Here is a 14,854-nt window from a genome sequence, read left to right on the forward strand (position 1 = left end):
CTCGGGGATCAGCCGAGTCCGGGAGCGCCCCAGATCGCGAGCCACCGCGCGGGGTCCTGCTCGACGGGCAGCTCGTTGCTGAGCGCGTCGCGGACCTGGATCTCGAGCAGGTCGTCGCGACGCTGCTCGCCGCCGGGCACTGGCGCGAAGGGATAGAACGTGCCCTGCTTGTAGAGGTAGACCAGCCCGAGCCGGCGGCCGCTGCTGTCGGCGAACGGCACCAGCGAGCAGAGCAGCGCAGGCCCGAACCCCGCGCCCTCGAGAGTGGTGTTGACCGCGTGCAGGTCGGTGCAGAGCCCGCCGAGGTCGCCGGCCTCGGCATCGTACGGCGGGTGGTCGACCTCGAGCCAGGTGAAGCCGAAGCCGTCGGTCGTCACCCGCACCCCCGCCTCGGTCGCGGCAGCCAGCAGGTCGAGCACGTCGGTCTGGGCGTCGGCGAACGCCGGCCCGGCCGCAGCCCGGTAGCAGACGGAGCCGTCGCCGGTCGGGACGAGACCGAGCGACGCCTGCAGCGTCATCGCCGCCGACGGCACCTGGAAGAGCGCGTCGAGGTCGGCCTGCTTGGGCTTGCTGCGGCCGAGGATCGAGTCGAGGAAGCCCATCAGAGGATCATGCCGTGGGCCGGTCGAGCTCGGCCTGGATCCTGGCGAGCTGCTCGAGCCGCTTGGCGAGCGGCGGGTGGGTGGACGAGATGCCCTTGAGGTTGATGGGCGCGATGCAGAGCGCGCTGGCCGCGTTGACCTGGCGTAGGTCGCGGCGAGTGCTCTGGCTCATCTCGCCGGAGATCTTCTGCAGCGCCGAGGCCAGCGCGGCGGGCTTGAGGGTGAGGTAGGCGCCGGCGCGGTCGGCTGACAGCTCGCGGTAGCGCGAGAGCAGGCGCAGCAGGACGAAGCTCACGGCATAGACGACGAGGCTGACGACCAGGACGATGATCCACAGGGGCGGGCCGCTGTTGCTGTCGCGGCGACCGCCGCCCATGAAGCCGAGGCCGCCGTACTGCGCGCCCTGGGTGAGCATGCCGGCCGAGATGCCGGCCGAGGACGCCACGGTCATCACCAGGACGTCGCGGTGGGCGACGTGCGACAGCTCGTGGGCGAGAACGCCCTCGAGCTCCTCGGCGGTGAGGGTCTGCAGGATGCCGGTGGTGACGCAGACGACCGCACGGTCGGGCGAGCGGCCCGTGGCGAAGGCGTTGGGCACGGCGATGTCGGCGATGCCGACGCGCGGCTTGGGCATGTCGGCGAGGGCGCAGAGGCGGTCGATCATCCCGTGCAGCTCGGGAGCCTCCTGCGGGCTGACCTCGCGGGCGTTCATCGCACGCATGGCGATCTTGTCGGACGTGGACCACTGGTAGATCGCCAGGCCGATGCCGCCGACGGCGACGATGACGCCGATGCCCGGGCTGTTGACCGCCAGCACCGCGACCAGGGCGACGAACAGCCCACCGAGCAGAAACATGACCAGCGTCATCCGGGCGGTCAGCCCGGCATCGCCGATGAACCTCGTCCTTGCCATGCCCCGAGTCTGTCCGACGGACCTAGCCGTGTGACCAGGCGGGGATCAGGTGGGAGTCAGCCGGGGATGAGTCCGTCGTCGGCGAGCAGCTCGCGGACCTCCTCGATGGAGGAGTCGCCGTCGGGCAGGATCAGGTCGGACTCGTCGAGCGCGTCGACCGCGTGGGCGACGCCGACGGTGCGGACACCCTCGAGCAGCGCCAGCAGCGCCGGGCGGAACGTCGCCTCGTCGTCGGCCGCGATGGCCGCCTCGACGGCGGCGTCGAGCTCGTTGAGCCGGTCGAGCGCGGTGTCGGCGACGTCGTACTGACCCTCGCCGAGGATGCGGATGATGAGGCCGGTCTTGTCGGCGGAGGTCTCGGTCACCGGGGTCCCCTCGGAGTTGTCTGGCGGAGGAGCGCAGCGGGGGAGGCAGAGAACTTCGTGGGGTGGTTCATCGTGGCGTCTCCCCCTCGACCTGCTTGGTGAGCGGGTCGGCCGCACCGGGCGACCCGGCCCCGAGCTGGCCGGGGGCCTGGGGCGCGGAGAGGCCCTTGAGCCGGGCGAGCTCGAGCTCGACGTCGGACTGGTGGCTCATCGACTCGAGCTCGCGGGAGATGTCGTCGCTGCCACCGGGGTTGGTGACGTCGTCGAGGGCGCCGGACGAGATGAGCTCGTCGATGGCACCGGCGCGGGCCTGCATCGTCGCCGTCTTGTCCTCGGCGCGCTGGATGGCCATGCCGACGTCGCCCATCTCCTCGCCGATGCCGGAGACGGCCTCGTTGATGCGGGTCTGGGCCTCGGCGGCGGTGTAGGTCGCCTTGATCGTCTCCTTGCGGGTGCGGAAGGCCTCGACCTTGGCCTGCAGCCGCTGCTGGGCCAGGATCAGCTTCTCCTCCTCGCCCTGGAGCTGCGCGTGCTGCGCCTGGAGGTCGGAGATCTGCTGGGCGAGGCCGGACTTGCGGGTCAGCGCCTCGCGGGCGAGGTCCTCGCGGTCCATCTGGAGGGCCTTCTCGGCCTGGGTCTGCAGCTTGGCGGCCTGCTGCTCCATCTGGGCGACCTGCAGCTCCACGCGCTTGCGGCTCGTGGCCACGTCGGCGACGCCCCGGCGTACCTTGGACAGCAGCTCGAGCTGGCGCTGATAGCTGTAGTCGAGCGTCTCGCGGGGGTCCTCGGCGGCGTCGAGCGCCTTGTTGGCCTTGGCCCGGAAGATCATGCTCATCCGCTTCATCATGCTCATGGGCTCACCCTATGCCGCGGCCGCAAGATCGGCGACGGGGTCCGGGTACCCTGATCGGGCCATGAAGCTGCGTCGTCGCAAGTCCGAAGAAGCCACCTCCGAGACGGTCACCCTGACCAAGGCCGGGGGCAAGGGCCGCCCCACCCCCACCCGCAAGGAGGCCGAGGCGGCCGCCCGCGCGCGGGCCAAGGTGCCGCGCACCCGCAAGGAGCAGATGGCGGCCCAGCGCGCCGCCAAGGGCGAGTCGAGCCAGAAGATCCGTCAGGGCATGAAGGACGGCGACGAGCGCTACCTGCTGGCCCGCGACAAGGGCCCCGTGCGCCGCTTCATCCGCGACTTCGTCGACGCCCGCTTCGGCTTCGCCGAGATCGTCATCCCGCTGATGTTCGTCGCGATCGTCTACAACCCGCTGATCATCCCGCTCTTCGCCGTCCTGGTCGTCGACCTGGTCGTGCTGCGGCTGCGGCTCCGCAAGGAGCTCACCCGCCGCTTCCCCGACGAGTCGCTCAAGGGCACGACCTACTACTCGATGACCCGCGCGATGCAGATGAAGTTCATGCGGCTGCCCAAGTCGAAGGTCAAGATCGGCACCAAGCTGCCTGAGACGTATCGGTGAGGGTGGGAGAAACGTCGGTCAAGGTGGAGATTTACCGCTGACCCGGTGGTTCTCCCCTTCTGCGCCGAAACTTCGTACGAGAAGGCGGAGATTCACCGCTGAGGCGGTGAATCTCCACCTCCTGCGACGAAACTCCCCCGCCCTACCCGAACGACTCGGACCGCCGCGGCGACCTCGTCTTGGCGGCGTCACGCTCGACCACGTCGCCCACGACGTCGTCGATGGCCTGGAGCGCGTCGGCGTCGATCGTGACGCCGGCGGCCTTGACGTTGTCGGTGACCTGCTCGGGGCGCGAGGCGCCGATGATGGCCGAGGAGACGTTGGGGTTCTGCAGGGTCCAGGCGACGGCGAGCTGGGCCATCGTCAGGCCCGCGTCGTCGGCGATCGGCTTGAGGCGCTGGACGCGCTCGAGGACGTCGTCCTCGAGCCAGCGCTTGATCATGTCGGCGCCGCCCTTCTCGTCGGTGGCGCGCGAGCCGGCGGGCAGGTCGGCCCCGGGCAGGTACTTGCCCGTCAGCACGCCCTGGGCGATGGGCGACCAGACGATCTGTCCCAGTCCGAGCTCCTCGCACGTGGGCACGACCTCGGACTCGATGACGCGCCAGAGCAGGTTGTACTGCGGCTGGTTGGAGACCAGCGGCACCCGGAGCTCGCGGGCCAGCTCGGCGGCGGCCCGGATCTCCTCGGCGCGCCACTCCGAGACCCCGATGTAGAGCGCCTTGCCCGCGCGCACGACGTCGGCGAAGGCCAGCATCGTCTCCTCCAGCGGCGTCTCGTGGTCGAAGCGGTGGGCCTGGTAGAGGTCGACGTGGTCGGTCTGCAGACGCTGCAGCGAGCCGTCGATCGACTCGAGGATGTGCTTGCGCGACAGCCCGTGGTCGTTGGGGCCGCCGGGGCCGGTCGGGAAGAAGACCTTGGTGAAGATCTCGAGTCCCTCGCGCCGCTCGCCGGCGAGGGCGTTGCCGAGCACCGTCTCCGCTGCGGTGTTGGCGTAGACGTCGGCGGTGTCGAAGGTCGTGATGCCCTCGTCGAGGGCCTGGCGCACGCAGGCGAGCGCGGCGTCCTCCTCGACCTGCGAGCCGTGGGTGAGCCAGTTGCCGTACGAGATGGCCGAGACGCGCAGGCCACTCGCTCCGAGGTTGCGGAACTCCATGCCACCCAACATAGGACCGGCCCGGATGGCTGCGATGATCGGCCCATGAGCAACGGACCCACGGCCGACGTCTCCGTCCGCGTCGCGTGGGCCGACGACGCCGAGGCGATCGCCTCCGTCCAGGTGCGCTCCTGGGCCGAGCAGTACGCCGGGCTGCTGCCGGCCGGGTCCGTCCCCGACGACCCGGCGCCCGTGGCCGAGGCCTGGCGGGCCTCGCTGGCCCGGTCGGCCGACGCGCGCAACCGGGTGCTGGTGGCCCTGGAGCGCAACCGCGTCGTGGGCTTCGCGGTCACGACGCCCGCTTCCGACCCCGACTGCGACCCGGTCTCCGACGGCGAGCTGGCCGAGCTGGTCGTGCTGCCCGACGAGGTCGGCAAGGGCCACGGCAGCCGGCTGCTGCAGGCGGTCGTCGAGACCCTGCAGGCCGACCGGTTCACCCGGGCCGTCAGCTGGGCCATCGCCACCGACGACGCCCGGCGGGCGTTCCTCGTCGGCGCCGGCTGGGACGCCGACTCGGCCCACCGCGAGCTCGACCTCGACGGCAGTGGCGCCACCACCATCAAGCAGATCCGGCTCCACACCGACCTGTCGTGAGCGACGACCGGGGCGACGACCGGCGCACGATCGTCCGCGACGGGCTGGGGGTCGGCATCGCGACCGGCGCCTACGGCGTGTCCTTCGGTGCCGTCTCGGTCACCTCCGGGCTCGACGTCCTGCAGACCTGCGCCCTGTCCCTGCTGGTGTTCACCGGGGCGTCGCAGTTCGCGATGGTCGGCGTGATCGCCTCCGGCGGGTCGCCCTTCGCCGGTGCGCTCAGCGCCCTGCTGCTCGGCACGCGCAACACGCTCTACGGCTTGCGCCTGGCTCCCCTGCTCGACTGGCGCGGGCGTCGTCGTACGGCGGCCGCGCACCTGCTCATCGACGAGTCGACCGCGATGTCGGTGACCCGGGAGACGACCGCCGACGCCCGCCTCGGCTTCCTGGTGACGGGCGGCTCGATCTTCGTGCTGTGGAACCTCTTCACCCTCGTCGGCGCCGTCGCCGGCGAGACCCTCGGCGACCCGCGCGACCTCGGCCTCGACGCCGCGGTCGGCGCGGCGTTCCTGGCCCTCCTCTGGCCGCGGCTCGACCGGCCGCTCCACCGGTGGGTCGCGGTGGGCGCGGCGGCCGTCGCGATCGGCGCGGTGCCCGTCACCTCCGCCGGCGTACCCGTGCTGGTCGCCGCCGCCGTCGCCCTGCTCGCTGGGCTGCTGGCGTCCGGGCGGCCGGCATGACCTGGCTCGCGATCATCGTGGCCGGCGTGGGCTGCTACCTGCTCAAGCTGGCGGGCCTGTCGGTCCCGGCCCGTGTCCTCGACCGCCCGGTGGTCTCGCGGATCGCCGACCTCATCCCGGTGGCGCTGCTGGCCGCGCTCGTCGCCGTCCAGGTCGTCGCGACCTCCGACGGCGGTCTGGTCCTCGACGCCCGCGCGCTCGCCCTGGCCGTCGCCCTCGTGCTGCTGCTCCTGCGCGCGCCGTTCCTCGTGGTCGTCTTCGGTGCGGCACTGTGCGCGGCGCTGGTGAGGCTGGTCTGAGCTGCAGCCGAGGGCTCTCGAGACCGTTCCCAGCGAACCTCCTCGACCACCGTCGGGCGCGGAAGGAAGCAAGCAGGCACAGGCGCCCGGGCCGCAGCAGGACCGGGCCCCGGGGCGCACGGAGCGGCGGTCGGCCCGAAGCGCCGGTCGGGCCCGCCGTACCAAGCAGGCGGTAGCGAGACCAGGTGGGGCGGGCCCGCGGCGCGAGGCCGGACCAGCCGCGACCAGACAGGAAAGGAGGGGCCTGCGCCGGTTCCGTCCGGCGCAGGCCCCTCCGTCAGGGGTGTGTCGGCCTCAGCCGACGCTGACCGCGCTCCAGGCGGCGGCGACGGCGGTCTCCTGGGCGCTGCCGGCGCCGTAGAGGTCGCGCGCGGCGCTGAGCGTGCCCGTGCGGGCCTGGGCGTAGGTGGTGCCCGACGTGAAGTAGGTCGTCAGCGCGCGGAACCAGATCTTCTGCGAGGCCTCGCGACCGATGCCGGTGATCGTCGAACCGTTGCAGGTGGTCGAGCTGTGGGCCTTGCCGCCGATGGTCTTGGCGCCCGATCCCTCGGCCAGCAGGTAGAAGAAGTGGTTGGCCACGCCCGAGGAGTAGTGCACGTCGAGGTCCTTGGTGCCGGTGCTGTAGCAGTTGGGCGAGGACCCGTCGGAGATCGGGTTGTCCATGCGGCGGAAGCCGGTGCCCGAGGCGATGTCGAACTCCTCGCCGATGTAGTAGTCGGCCGGGTCGTTGGGGTTGGCGGCGTAGAACTCGACCATGGTGCCGAAGATGTCGGAGGTCGCCTCGTTGAGGCCACCGGACTCGCCGGAGTAGGTCAGGTTGGCGGTGTTCTCGGTGACGCCGTGCGACATCTCGTGGCCCGCGACGTCGAGCGAGACGAGCGGCCCGAAGCTGGTGCCGTCACCGTCGCCGTAGGTCATCTTGGTGCCGTCCCAGAAGGCGTTGACGTACTTGTTGCCGTAGTGGACGCGGCTGGGGGCGCCGGTGCCGTTGCCGAAGATGCCGTTGCGACCCAGGACGTTCTTGTAGTAGTCGAAGGTCACCGCGCCGCCGTAGTGGGCGTCGACGGCGGCCGACTCGCGGTTGCTGTTGGCGCCGGTGCCGAACTTGTTGTCGGGGCTCGAGAACGCGACACCGTTGCTGCAGCTGCCGAAGATCTGGCAGAGGATGTTGTCCTCCTTGTTCTGCGAGTCGGTCGTCTTGGCGCCACCGTGCGCGGCGTCGGTCAGCGTGAAGGTGCTGCCGCTCTGGGTGACCGAGATCGGCACGGTGCCGCTGTAGAGCGAGACACCCTCGCCGTCGGCGGTGTGGATGCCCTCGACGCGGCGGATGACCTGGCCGGTGCGGGCGTCGACGTAGGTCGCCAGGCGGCTCGGCGTGCCGTCGGCCTGGCGGCCTCGGGTCTGGACCTCCCACGCGAGGCGGGGGGTGGCGCCGAGCGCGTCGACGACGAGGCGCGGCGCGGTCCGGCCGGCGCGCAGGTTGTCGATGCCGCGGGTCGCGGCAGCCGGCGCGAGGGTGCGGTCGAGGGCCTTGGCCGAGCCGAGGACGGGCTTGGCGGAGAGGGTGAGCGGGGCCTTGAGGGTCTGGCTGACGCCCTCGAGCGCGGCGTCAGGGGTCTGGTGGACGACGAGGTCGCCGCCGAGGACGGGCAGGCCGCGGTAGGTCCGGTCGAAGCGCACGTGGGTGGTGCCGTCGCGGTCGGTGGACGCACCCTTCGGGACGAGCTCCTGCTCCACGCTCGCGCGGGCGACCCCGGGGTGGGCGGCCAGGGCCCGCAGGGCGCGGGTGGCGATGTCGTCGACGGCCCGGTCGGACGTGACGGTGCTGCCGGTGCTGGACGTGCGGTCGGTGGTGCCGCCCGCCGGAGCGCTCGTCGCGGGGGCGACCTGGAGGCCGAGCGTGCCGACCGCCAGGACCGACGCCGCGGCGAGACCCAAGGATGTGCGCATGTCTTCCCTCTCGAAACTGCGGCGCCTGGAGCCGGCCCCGTCCAGGGAACCCTCTCCCGCGCGCGAGGTGGCGTCGACGAGGTCGTCACACCACCTTTGTGCATCGCACGTTCTCGCAACTTCGTGCGGCGTGAACGGTGCTCTCAGCCCAGGTCGATGAGGCGCTCGAGGCCGACCGTCAGGCCGGGTCGGTCACCGATCGCGCGCACCGCCGCGAGCACTCCGGGAGTGAACGACGACCGGTCGAGCGAGTCGTGCCGGATCGTGAGCGTCTCGCCGGGGCCGCCCAGGATGACCTCCTGGTGGGCCACCAGGCCGCGCGCCCTCACGGAGTGGACGGGTACGCCGTCGACGTCGGCCCCGCGGGCGCCGTCGAGCCCCGTGGACGTGGCGTCCGGGGCCGGTGGGACGCCGGCCTCGCGGCGGGCGGCCGCGACGAGCTCCGCCGTACGACGAGCGGTGCCGGAGGGCGCGTCAGCCTTGTCGGGGTGGTGGAGCTCGACGATCTCGACCGACTCGTAGTGGGGGGCTGCGACGGCGGCGAACCGCATCATCAGGATCGCGCCGATCGAGAAGTTGGGCGCGACGAGCACCCCGCTGCGCGGTGCGGTGCCGAGCAGGTCGCGCAGGGCGTCGAGGCGGGCCTCGTCGAAGCCGGTGGTGCCGACCACGGCGTGGATGCCGTGCTCGACGCAGAGGGCGAGGTGGTCCATGACGACGTCGGGGTGCGTGAAGTCGACGACGACGGCCGCCCCCGCCTCGACGAGCGTGCTCGGGTCGTCGCCCTCGTCGATCTCGGCGACCAATTCGAGGTCGGGCGAGGCGGTCACCGCACGACACACCTCGGACCCGACCTTGCCGCGAGCGCCCAGGACACCGACTGCGATCTTGCCCGCCACGCTGCTCCTTACCTGGTCCGCCACGGCGCTCACCCTATGGGTCGATGAGTGATTGCTCGACGGCGTTCTGGCAGGGTGGACGCATGGTGGTGCAACAGATCCCTGCGCGGATCCGCTGGGCGGTGGACTTCATGGACCCGCAACCAGCCGACCACGTGCTCGAGATCGGGTGCGGTGCGGGTGCTGCCGCCGAGCTCATCTGCTCGCGCCTCGAGACCGGCAAGCTGTTCGCCATCGACCGCTCGGAGTCGGGCGTCGACCGCACCAAGCGCCGCAACGCCGACGCCATCAAGGCCGGCCGGCTGACGGTCCGCCAGATCGACCTGGCCACGCTGCGGGTCCCGGTCAAGCGACTGACCAAGGTCTTCGCCTTCAACGTCAACCTGTTCTGGGTGCGCGAGTGCGCCGACGAGGTCGCACTGCTCCACGAGCGCGTCGTCCCCGGCGGCGCCGTCCACCTGTTCTTCGAGACCAAGATCCCCGAGGACGTCCCCCGCATCGTCAAAGGTGCCTCCGCGGCCCTCAACGGAGGCGGTTTCCGCGTCTCCGTGATCGACAACAAGTCCCCCGCCGTCGTCGGGATCATCGGGCGGCGTTAGGTCCTCGGGCCTTGCCGGGTCTCGCGGGGTCCTTGTCTCGTCGGGTCTTTCGGGGTCGGGCTGTCCGCGCGCCAAGCATCCCGGGTCTCCCTGTCAAAGACGCTTCGCGCCGCTACGCGGTCGCAAAGCGATCCTTGACAGCGAGCCTCTCCCGGGATGCTTCAGGGCGCAGACAAGGGCGGGCTCCGCCGCGCCCTCGTCCAGCGCGGACAGCCCTCACGTGGCCCACCCGTCACGCTGACCTAACGTGTCTCCCGGTCCTCGTACAAAACTTCGGTGCAGAACCGGGAGATTCGTCCCAGAACTTCACCTCGCGGGCTCCTTGACCCGGGCCGGCGGTGCGTACGCCACCGAACCGACACCCCTGATCGCCCGGAACAGTGGCTCACCTACCGCCGGGTCGGGTGGCCGCGCAGGCGACGGCGAGCCGAGCTTGCGAGGTCTCGCCGTTGCGCGCCGAGAAGCAGACCGCGAGAGGCTCGGGGTCAAGGATCGCCGCAGGCGACCGCGAAGCGGCGCCGAAGGCGTCCTTGACGCCGAGACGCGGTCTGCTACGCGCGCGGCCACCCGACACGGACCACCCATGACCTGAGAAGAGCAAAGGGCATCGAAGCTCGCTGCGCTCGCACCTCAGCCGACGTGCAGCTCGCTGCGCTCGCACCTCAGCCGACGTGCAGCTCGCTGCGCTCGCACCTCAGCCGACGTGCGCTCGCACCCCAGCCGACGGGTGTCAGTGCGGCCCGACGACCGCCAGGATCTCCTTGCGCGAGAACACCTCGGCCGCGATCTCGCGGACCTCCTCGAGCGTGACGGCGTCGATGCGGGCCATCACCTCGTCGATCTCGAGCAGCTCGTCGTGGACGAGCTCGGACTTGCCGAGGCGGATCATCCGCGAGGCGGAGTCCTCGAGGCCCAGGACCAGGCCGCCGCGCAGCTGGCCCTTGCCGCGGACCAGCTCCTCCTCGGTGATGCCGTGGGCGGCGACGCGCGACAGCTCGAGGCGGACGGTGGCGAGCACCTCGTCGAGCTTGGCGGGCAGGCAGCCGACCGCGACACCGACGAGGCCGGAGTCGGCGTGGTTGGAGGTGAACGAGTAGACCGAGTAGGCGAGGCCGCGGTGCTCGCGGATCTCCTGGAAGAGCCGGGACGACGTACCGCCGCCGAGGGCGGTGTTGAGCACGCCGAGGGCGAAGCGCCGGTCGTCGTCGCGGGCGAGGCCCTCCATGCCGAGCACGACGTTGACCTGCTCGAAGGGGCGCGTGGTCTCGACGTGGCCGGACTGGACGCGCACCCGCTTGCCGGAGCTGCGGCGCGGGCCGACGGGCTCGGCGTCGCCGGAGAGCCAGTCGCGGCGGCCGAAGGAGCGACGTACGTGGCGCACGACGGCCGCGTGGTCGAGGCTGCCGGCGACGGAGACGACGATGTGGTGGGGCTGGTACCAGCGCTGGTAGAAGCGCCAGATACGGCCGCGGTCGAGGGCGGTGATCGACTCCTCGGTGCCGGCGATCGAGCGCCCGAGCGGCGAGGTCGGGCCCCAGGCCTGCTCGGCGAAGAGGTTGTGGACGACGTCGTCGGGGTCGTCGTCGTGCATGGCGATCTCGTCGAGGATGACCTCGCGCTCGGCCTCGACGTCGTCGGCGGTGATCACCGAGCTGGTGATCATGTCGCCGAGGACGTCGACCGCGAGCGGGAGGTCCTCGTCGAGCACACGCGCGTGGAAGCACGTGTACTCCTTGGCGGTGAAGGCGTTGAACTCCCCGCCCACCGCGTCGAGGGCGACCGAGATGTCGAGCGCCGAGCGCTCGTGGGTGCCCTTGAAGAGCAGGTGCTCGAGGAAGTGGGAGCAGCCGTGCAGCCGCGTCGTCTCGTCGCGCGAGCCGACGTCGACCCAGACCCCGATCGTCGCGGAGCGTGCGCCGGCCATCTGCTCGGTGACGACCCGCAGACCGCCGGGCAGGACCGTGCGCCGGACGCGCGAGGTCACGGTCCCCTCGCCGTCACGCACCGTCGACAGCGTGCGCGTCGTCCCCGTCCTCTGCATGGCTCTCATCCTTCACCCCTCCGAAAAACACGCTGACCCGTCGCACGTGTGCGACGGGTCAGCGTGGATGGATCAGACCTCGGCGTCGGCCTCGGTCGGGGCCTCGGCGTCGGCGTCGTCCTCGATGACCGGGATCAGCGAGAGCTTGCCGCGGTCGTCGACCTCGGCGATCTCGACCTGGATCTTCTGGCCGACCGACACGACGTCGTCGACGTTCTCGACGCGCTTGCCACCCACCAGGCCACGGAGCTTGGTGATGTGGAGCAGGCCGTCCTTGCCCGGCATCAGCGAGACGAACGCACCGAAGTTGGTCGTCTTGACGATGGTGCCGAGGTAGCGCTCGCCGACCTCGGGCATGGTCGGGTTGGCGATCTGGTTGACCGCGTTGCGGGCCGCCTCGGCCGCCTCGCCGTTGGTCGCCCCGATGTAGACCGTGCCGTCGTCCTCGATCGACAGGGTCGCGCCCGTGTCGTCCTGGATCTGGTTGATGATCTTGCCCTTCGGGCCGATGACCTCGCCGATCTTGTCGACGGGGACCTTGACCGTGATGATGCGCGGCGCGTGCACCGACATCTCCTCGGGGGCGTCGATGGCCTCGGCCATCACGTCGAGGATCGCCAGGCGCGCGTCGCGGGCCTGGGTCAGCGCGGCACCGAGGACCTCGGCGGGGATGCCGTCGAGCTTGGTGTCGAGCTGGAGCGCGGTCACGAACTCGCGGGTGCCGGCGACCTTGAAGTCCATGTCGCCCATCGCGTCCTCGGCGCCGAGGATGTCGGTCAGCGCGACGTACTGCGTCTCGCCGTCGACCTCGCCGGAGATGAGGCCCATCGCGATGCCGGCGACGGAGGCCTTGAGCGGCACACCGGCCTGCAGCAGCGACAGGGTCGAGGCGCAGACGGAGCCCATCGAGGTGGAGCCGTTGGAGCCCATGGCCTCGGAGAGCTGGCGGATCGCGTAGGGGAACGTCTCGCGGTCGGGCAGCACGGGGAGCAGCGCACGGCGCGCGAGCGCACCGTGGCCGACCTCGCGGCGCTTGGGCGAGCCCACGCGACCGGTCTCGCCGGTGGAGAAGGGCGGGAAGACGTACTTGTGCATGTAGCGACGGTGTTTCTCGGGGCTCAGGGTGTCGAGCTGCTGCTCGAGCTTGAGCATGTTGAGCGTGGTGACACCCAGGATCTGGGTCTCGCCGCGCTCGAACAGGGCCGAGCCGTGGACGCGCGGGATGACGCCGACCTCGGCGTGCAGCTCGCGGATGTCGGCCAGGCCGCGACCGTCCATGCGGACCTTGTCGCGCAGCACGCGCTCGCGCATGAGCGACTTGGTGACCGACTTGAACGCGGCACCGATCTCCTTCTCGCGACCCTCGAACTGGGCCCCGATCTGGTCGAGCACCGACGCCTTGACGTCGTCGAGCTTCTCGTCGCGCTCCTGCTTGCCGAAGGTCGCGAGCGCCTCGGTGGTGCCGGCGGACGCGGCAGCCTCGACGGCGGCGTAGACGTCGTCCTCGTAGTCGAGGAAGACCGGGAAGTCCTGGACGGGCTTGGCGGCCTGCTTGGCGAGCTCGGACTGGGCGTCGCAGAGCTGCTTGATGAACGGCTTGGCGGCGTCGAGGCCACCGGCCACGATCTCCTCCGACGGGGCGGTGGCGCCACCGGCGACGAGCTCGTAGGTGTTCTCGGGCGCCTCGGCCTCGACCATCATGATCGCGACGTCGCCGGACTCGGTGACCCGACCCGCGACGACCATGTCGAACACGGCGCTGTCGAGCTGGCTGTGGCTGGGGAACGCGACCCACTGACCCTCGATGAGGGCGACGCGGACGCCGCCGACCGGGCCGGAGAACGGCAGGCCGGAGAGCTGGGTCGAGAGCGACGCGGCGTTGATGGCCAGGACGTCGTAGGGCTGGTCGGGGTCGAGCGCCATCACGGTGATGACGACCTGGACCTCGTTGCGCAGACCCTTCTTGAAGGTCGGGCGCAGCGGGCGGTCGATGAGGCGGCAGGTGAGGATCGCGTCCTCGCCCGGGCGACCCTCGGACCGGAAGAACGAGCCGGGGATCTGGCCCACGGCGTACATCCGCTCCTCGACGTCGATCGTCAGGGGGAAGAAGTCGAAGTGGTCCTTGGGGTGCTTGCCGGCCGTGGTGGCCGAGAGCAGCATCGTCTCGTCGTCGAGGTAGGCGGTCACCGAACCGGCGGCCTGCCGGGCGAGGAGCCCGGTCTCGAACTTGACGGTGCGGGTGCCGAACTTGCCGTTGTCGAGAACGGTCTCGACGGCGCTGATGACGGGTTCTGTCACGGTGTGTCTCTCTGTTCGCGGTGCGATCCGCGACTCCCGCGCACGTGCGGGGCTCCTCCAGTGGGAGCCGGGCGGTGGCCGATCTTCGATCGAGACCCGCAGGGCGCCGCCGGTGATGGCGGTCCTCCTGAAGGTCACTACCGAGGACCGGGCCGGACGGTGGCGCGGATCGCTCCTGTGAGTGGGTGTTCAGTTGTGGTCGAACGGGTGGTGCTGGTCGTGCGGGTCGTACGCCGGAAAGCAGACGTCGGGACCCACCAGGTGGTGGATCCCGACGGCGAGGTCAGCGGCGCAGACCGAGGCGCTCGATGATCGAGCGGTAGCGCGCGATGTCGGTCTTCTTGAGGTAGTTGAGCAGCCGACGGCGCTGGCCGACGAGCAGCAGCAGACCACGACGGCTGTGGTGGTCGTGCTTGTGCGTCTTGAGGTGGTCGGTGAGGTGGCTGATGCGGTGGCTCAGCAGCGCGATCTGCACCTCGGGCGAGCCGGAGTCACCGTCGGTGATGGCGTACTCGGCGATGATCTTCTTCTTCGTTGCTGCGTCAGTCCCGATGGACATGCGGCTCCTTCTCGTTTGATTAGCTGCGCGGCGCGCCGGGGCCTGTTCTCCCGGGCACTCTGGGTCCGCGGCCGTTGCACGGCGGTCAGGGTGGTCGTCGTCCCTCGCGGGACGGACGTCACAGGCTAACGCGGCGCGGGGGGTGGCCCCAAAACTGCGCTGTCCGCCCGTCCGGCCGGCACGTGCGGGAGGTACGCCGCATGGCCCGATCGTGTCATGCCCGCGCGAGTCACGAGGCGAAGACTGCGGGGGCTCCTCCCCCAGAAAGCGAGTCCTCACATGACCCTTCGCCGCTCCTGCCTCGCCCTGGTCGCCACGTCCGCCGTGGCCGTGGGCCTGATGTCCCCTCCGGGCACCGCCGCCGTGTCCGCCGCAGCGCCGCCCACGCGTGCCGCCGCCCCGGCCGCTGCCGCCCCGGCCACCGCCCCGCGAC

The 14,854-nt window shown here is 71.1% G+C and carries 15 protein-coding genes; 5 read left to right on the forward strand and 10 right to left on the reverse strand.

The window, feature by feature from the left end:
• Nucleotides 1-8 precede the first annotated feature (8 nt).
• The 4 genes from Q7T52_RS07075 to Q7T52_RS07090 form a co-directional block, all read right to left on the reverse strand.
• Nucleotides 9-602, reverse strand: coding sequence for a hypothetical protein (locus Q7T52_RS07075; protein ID WP_304800805.1), 594 nt, complete (start codon nt 600-602; stop codon nt 9-11).
• A 7-nt stretch (nt 603-609) separates the two neighbouring features.
• Nucleotides 610-1,515, reverse strand: a complete 906-nt coding sequence (htpX, locus tag Q7T52_RS07080) for a zinc metalloprotease HtpX (protein WP_304800807.1) — start codon at nt 1,513-1,515, stop codon at nt 610-612.
• 56 nt (nt 1,516-1,571) lie between these two features.
• The gene (locus Q7T52_RS07085) at nt 1,572-1,880 is read right to left on the reverse strand and encodes a hypothetical protein (RefSeq protein ID WP_304800809.1); all 309 of its coding nucleotides are present in this window, start codon (nt 1,878-1,880) and stop codon (nt 1,572-1,574) included.
• Nucleotides 1,881-1,947: 67 nt separating this feature from the next.
• Nucleotides 1,948-2,733: a PspA/IM30 family protein gene (locus tag Q7T52_RS07090; protein ID WP_304800811.1), complete on the reverse strand. Its 786-nt coding sequence runs from the start codon at nt 2,731-2,733 to the stop codon at nt 1,948-1,950.
• Between the two features lie 61 nt (nt 2,734-2,794).
• Between Q7T52_RS07090 and Q7T52_RS07095 the strand changes: the two genes are divergently transcribed.
• Entirely contained in the window at nt 2,795-3,349 is a 555-nt protein-coding gene (locus Q7T52_RS07095) for a DUF3043 domain-containing protein (RefSeq protein ID WP_304800813.1), read from the forward strand.
• Between the two features lie 142 nt (nt 3,350-3,491).
• On the opposite strand, the gene Q7T52_RS07100 is transcribed toward Q7T52_RS07095, so the two are convergent.
• The gene (locus Q7T52_RS07100; RefSeq protein ID WP_304800815.1) at nt 3,492-4,502 is read right to left on the reverse strand and encodes an aldo/keto reductase family protein; all 1,011 of its coding nucleotides are present in this window, start codon (nt 4,500-4,502) and stop codon (nt 3,492-3,494) included.
• A 45-nt stretch (nt 4,503-4,547) separates the two neighbouring features.
• Between Q7T52_RS07100 and Q7T52_RS07105 the strand changes: the two genes are divergently transcribed.
• The 3 genes from Q7T52_RS07105 to Q7T52_RS07115 are packed head-to-tail and all read left to right on the forward strand — an operon-like array spanning nt 4,548 to nt 6,075.
• Nucleotides 4,548-5,096, forward strand: coding sequence for a GNAT family N-acetyltransferase (locus Q7T52_RS07105; protein WP_304800817.1), 549 nt, complete (start codon nt 4,548-4,550; stop codon nt 5,094-5,096).
• Nucleotides 5,093-5,776, forward strand: a complete 684-nt coding sequence (locus Q7T52_RS07110) for an AzlC family ABC transporter permease (protein ID WP_304800819.1) — start codon at nt 5,093-5,095, stop codon at nt 5,774-5,776. Before Q7T52_RS07105 ends, Q7T52_RS07110 begins: the two co-directional genes overlap by 4 nt.
• Nucleotides 5,773-6,075 (forward strand): AzlD domain-containing protein, encoded by a 303-nt coding sequence (locus Q7T52_RS07115; protein ID WP_304800821.1) that lies wholly within the window; start codon nt 5,773-5,775, stop codon nt 6,073-6,075. The genes Q7T52_RS07110 and Q7T52_RS07115 overlap by 4 nt, the downstream gene beginning before the upstream one ends.
• 294 nt (nt 6,076-6,369) lie before the next feature.
• Here the strand turns inward: Q7T52_RS07115 and Q7T52_RS07120 are convergent, their stop codons facing one another.
• Together Q7T52_RS07120 and dapB are read right to left on the reverse strand one after the other, a co-directional pair.
• The gene (locus Q7T52_RS07120) at nt 6,370-8,025 is read right to left on the reverse strand and encodes a M4 family metallopeptidase (protein ID WP_304800823.1); all 1,656 of its coding nucleotides are present in this window, start codon (nt 8,023-8,025) and stop codon (nt 6,370-6,372) included.
• Between the two features lie 143 nt (nt 8,026-8,168).
• Entirely contained in the window at nt 8,169-8,912 is a 744-nt protein-coding gene (gene dapB / locus Q7T52_RS07125; RefSeq protein ID WP_304800835.1) for a 4-hydroxy-tetrahydrodipicolinate reductase, read from the reverse strand.
• 95 nt (nt 8,913-9,007) lie between these two features.
• On the opposite strand from dapB, the gene Q7T52_RS07130 reads away from it, so the two are divergent.
• Nucleotides 9,008-9,523 (forward strand): trans-aconitate 2-methyltransferase, encoded by a 516-nt coding sequence (locus tag Q7T52_RS07130; RefSeq protein ID WP_304800825.1) that lies wholly within the window; start codon nt 9,008-9,010, stop codon nt 9,521-9,523.
• 730 nt (nt 9,524-10,253) lie between these two features.
• Here the strand turns inward: Q7T52_RS07130 and Q7T52_RS07135 are convergent.
• From Q7T52_RS07135 to rpsO, 3 genes are all read right to left on the reverse strand, one after another.
• Complete coding sequence (locus Q7T52_RS07135; RefSeq protein WP_304800828.1) at nt 10,254-11,564, reverse strand: pitrilysin family protein; 1,311 nt, start codon at nt 11,562-11,564, stop codon at nt 10,254-10,256.
• Nucleotides 11,565-11,636: 72 nt separating this feature from the next.
• The gene (locus tag Q7T52_RS07140; RefSeq protein ID WP_304800831.1) at nt 11,637-13,862 is read right to left on the reverse strand and encodes a polyribonucleotide nucleotidyltransferase; all 2,226 of its coding nucleotides are present in this window, start codon (nt 13,860-13,862) and stop codon (nt 11,637-11,639) included.
• Nucleotides 13,863-14,145: 283 nt separating this feature from the next.
• Nucleotides 14,146-14,421 (reverse strand): 30S ribosomal protein S15, encoded by a 276-nt coding sequence (rpsO, locus tag Q7T52_RS07145; RefSeq protein ID WP_304800833.1) that lies wholly within the window; start codon nt 14,419-14,421, stop codon nt 14,146-14,148.
• Nucleotides 14,422-14,854 lie beyond the last annotated feature (433 nt).

Source organism: Nocardioides sp., assembly GCF_030655615.1.
Lineage (GTDB): Bacteria > Actinomycetota > Actinomycetes > Propionibacteriales > Nocardioidaceae > Nocardioides.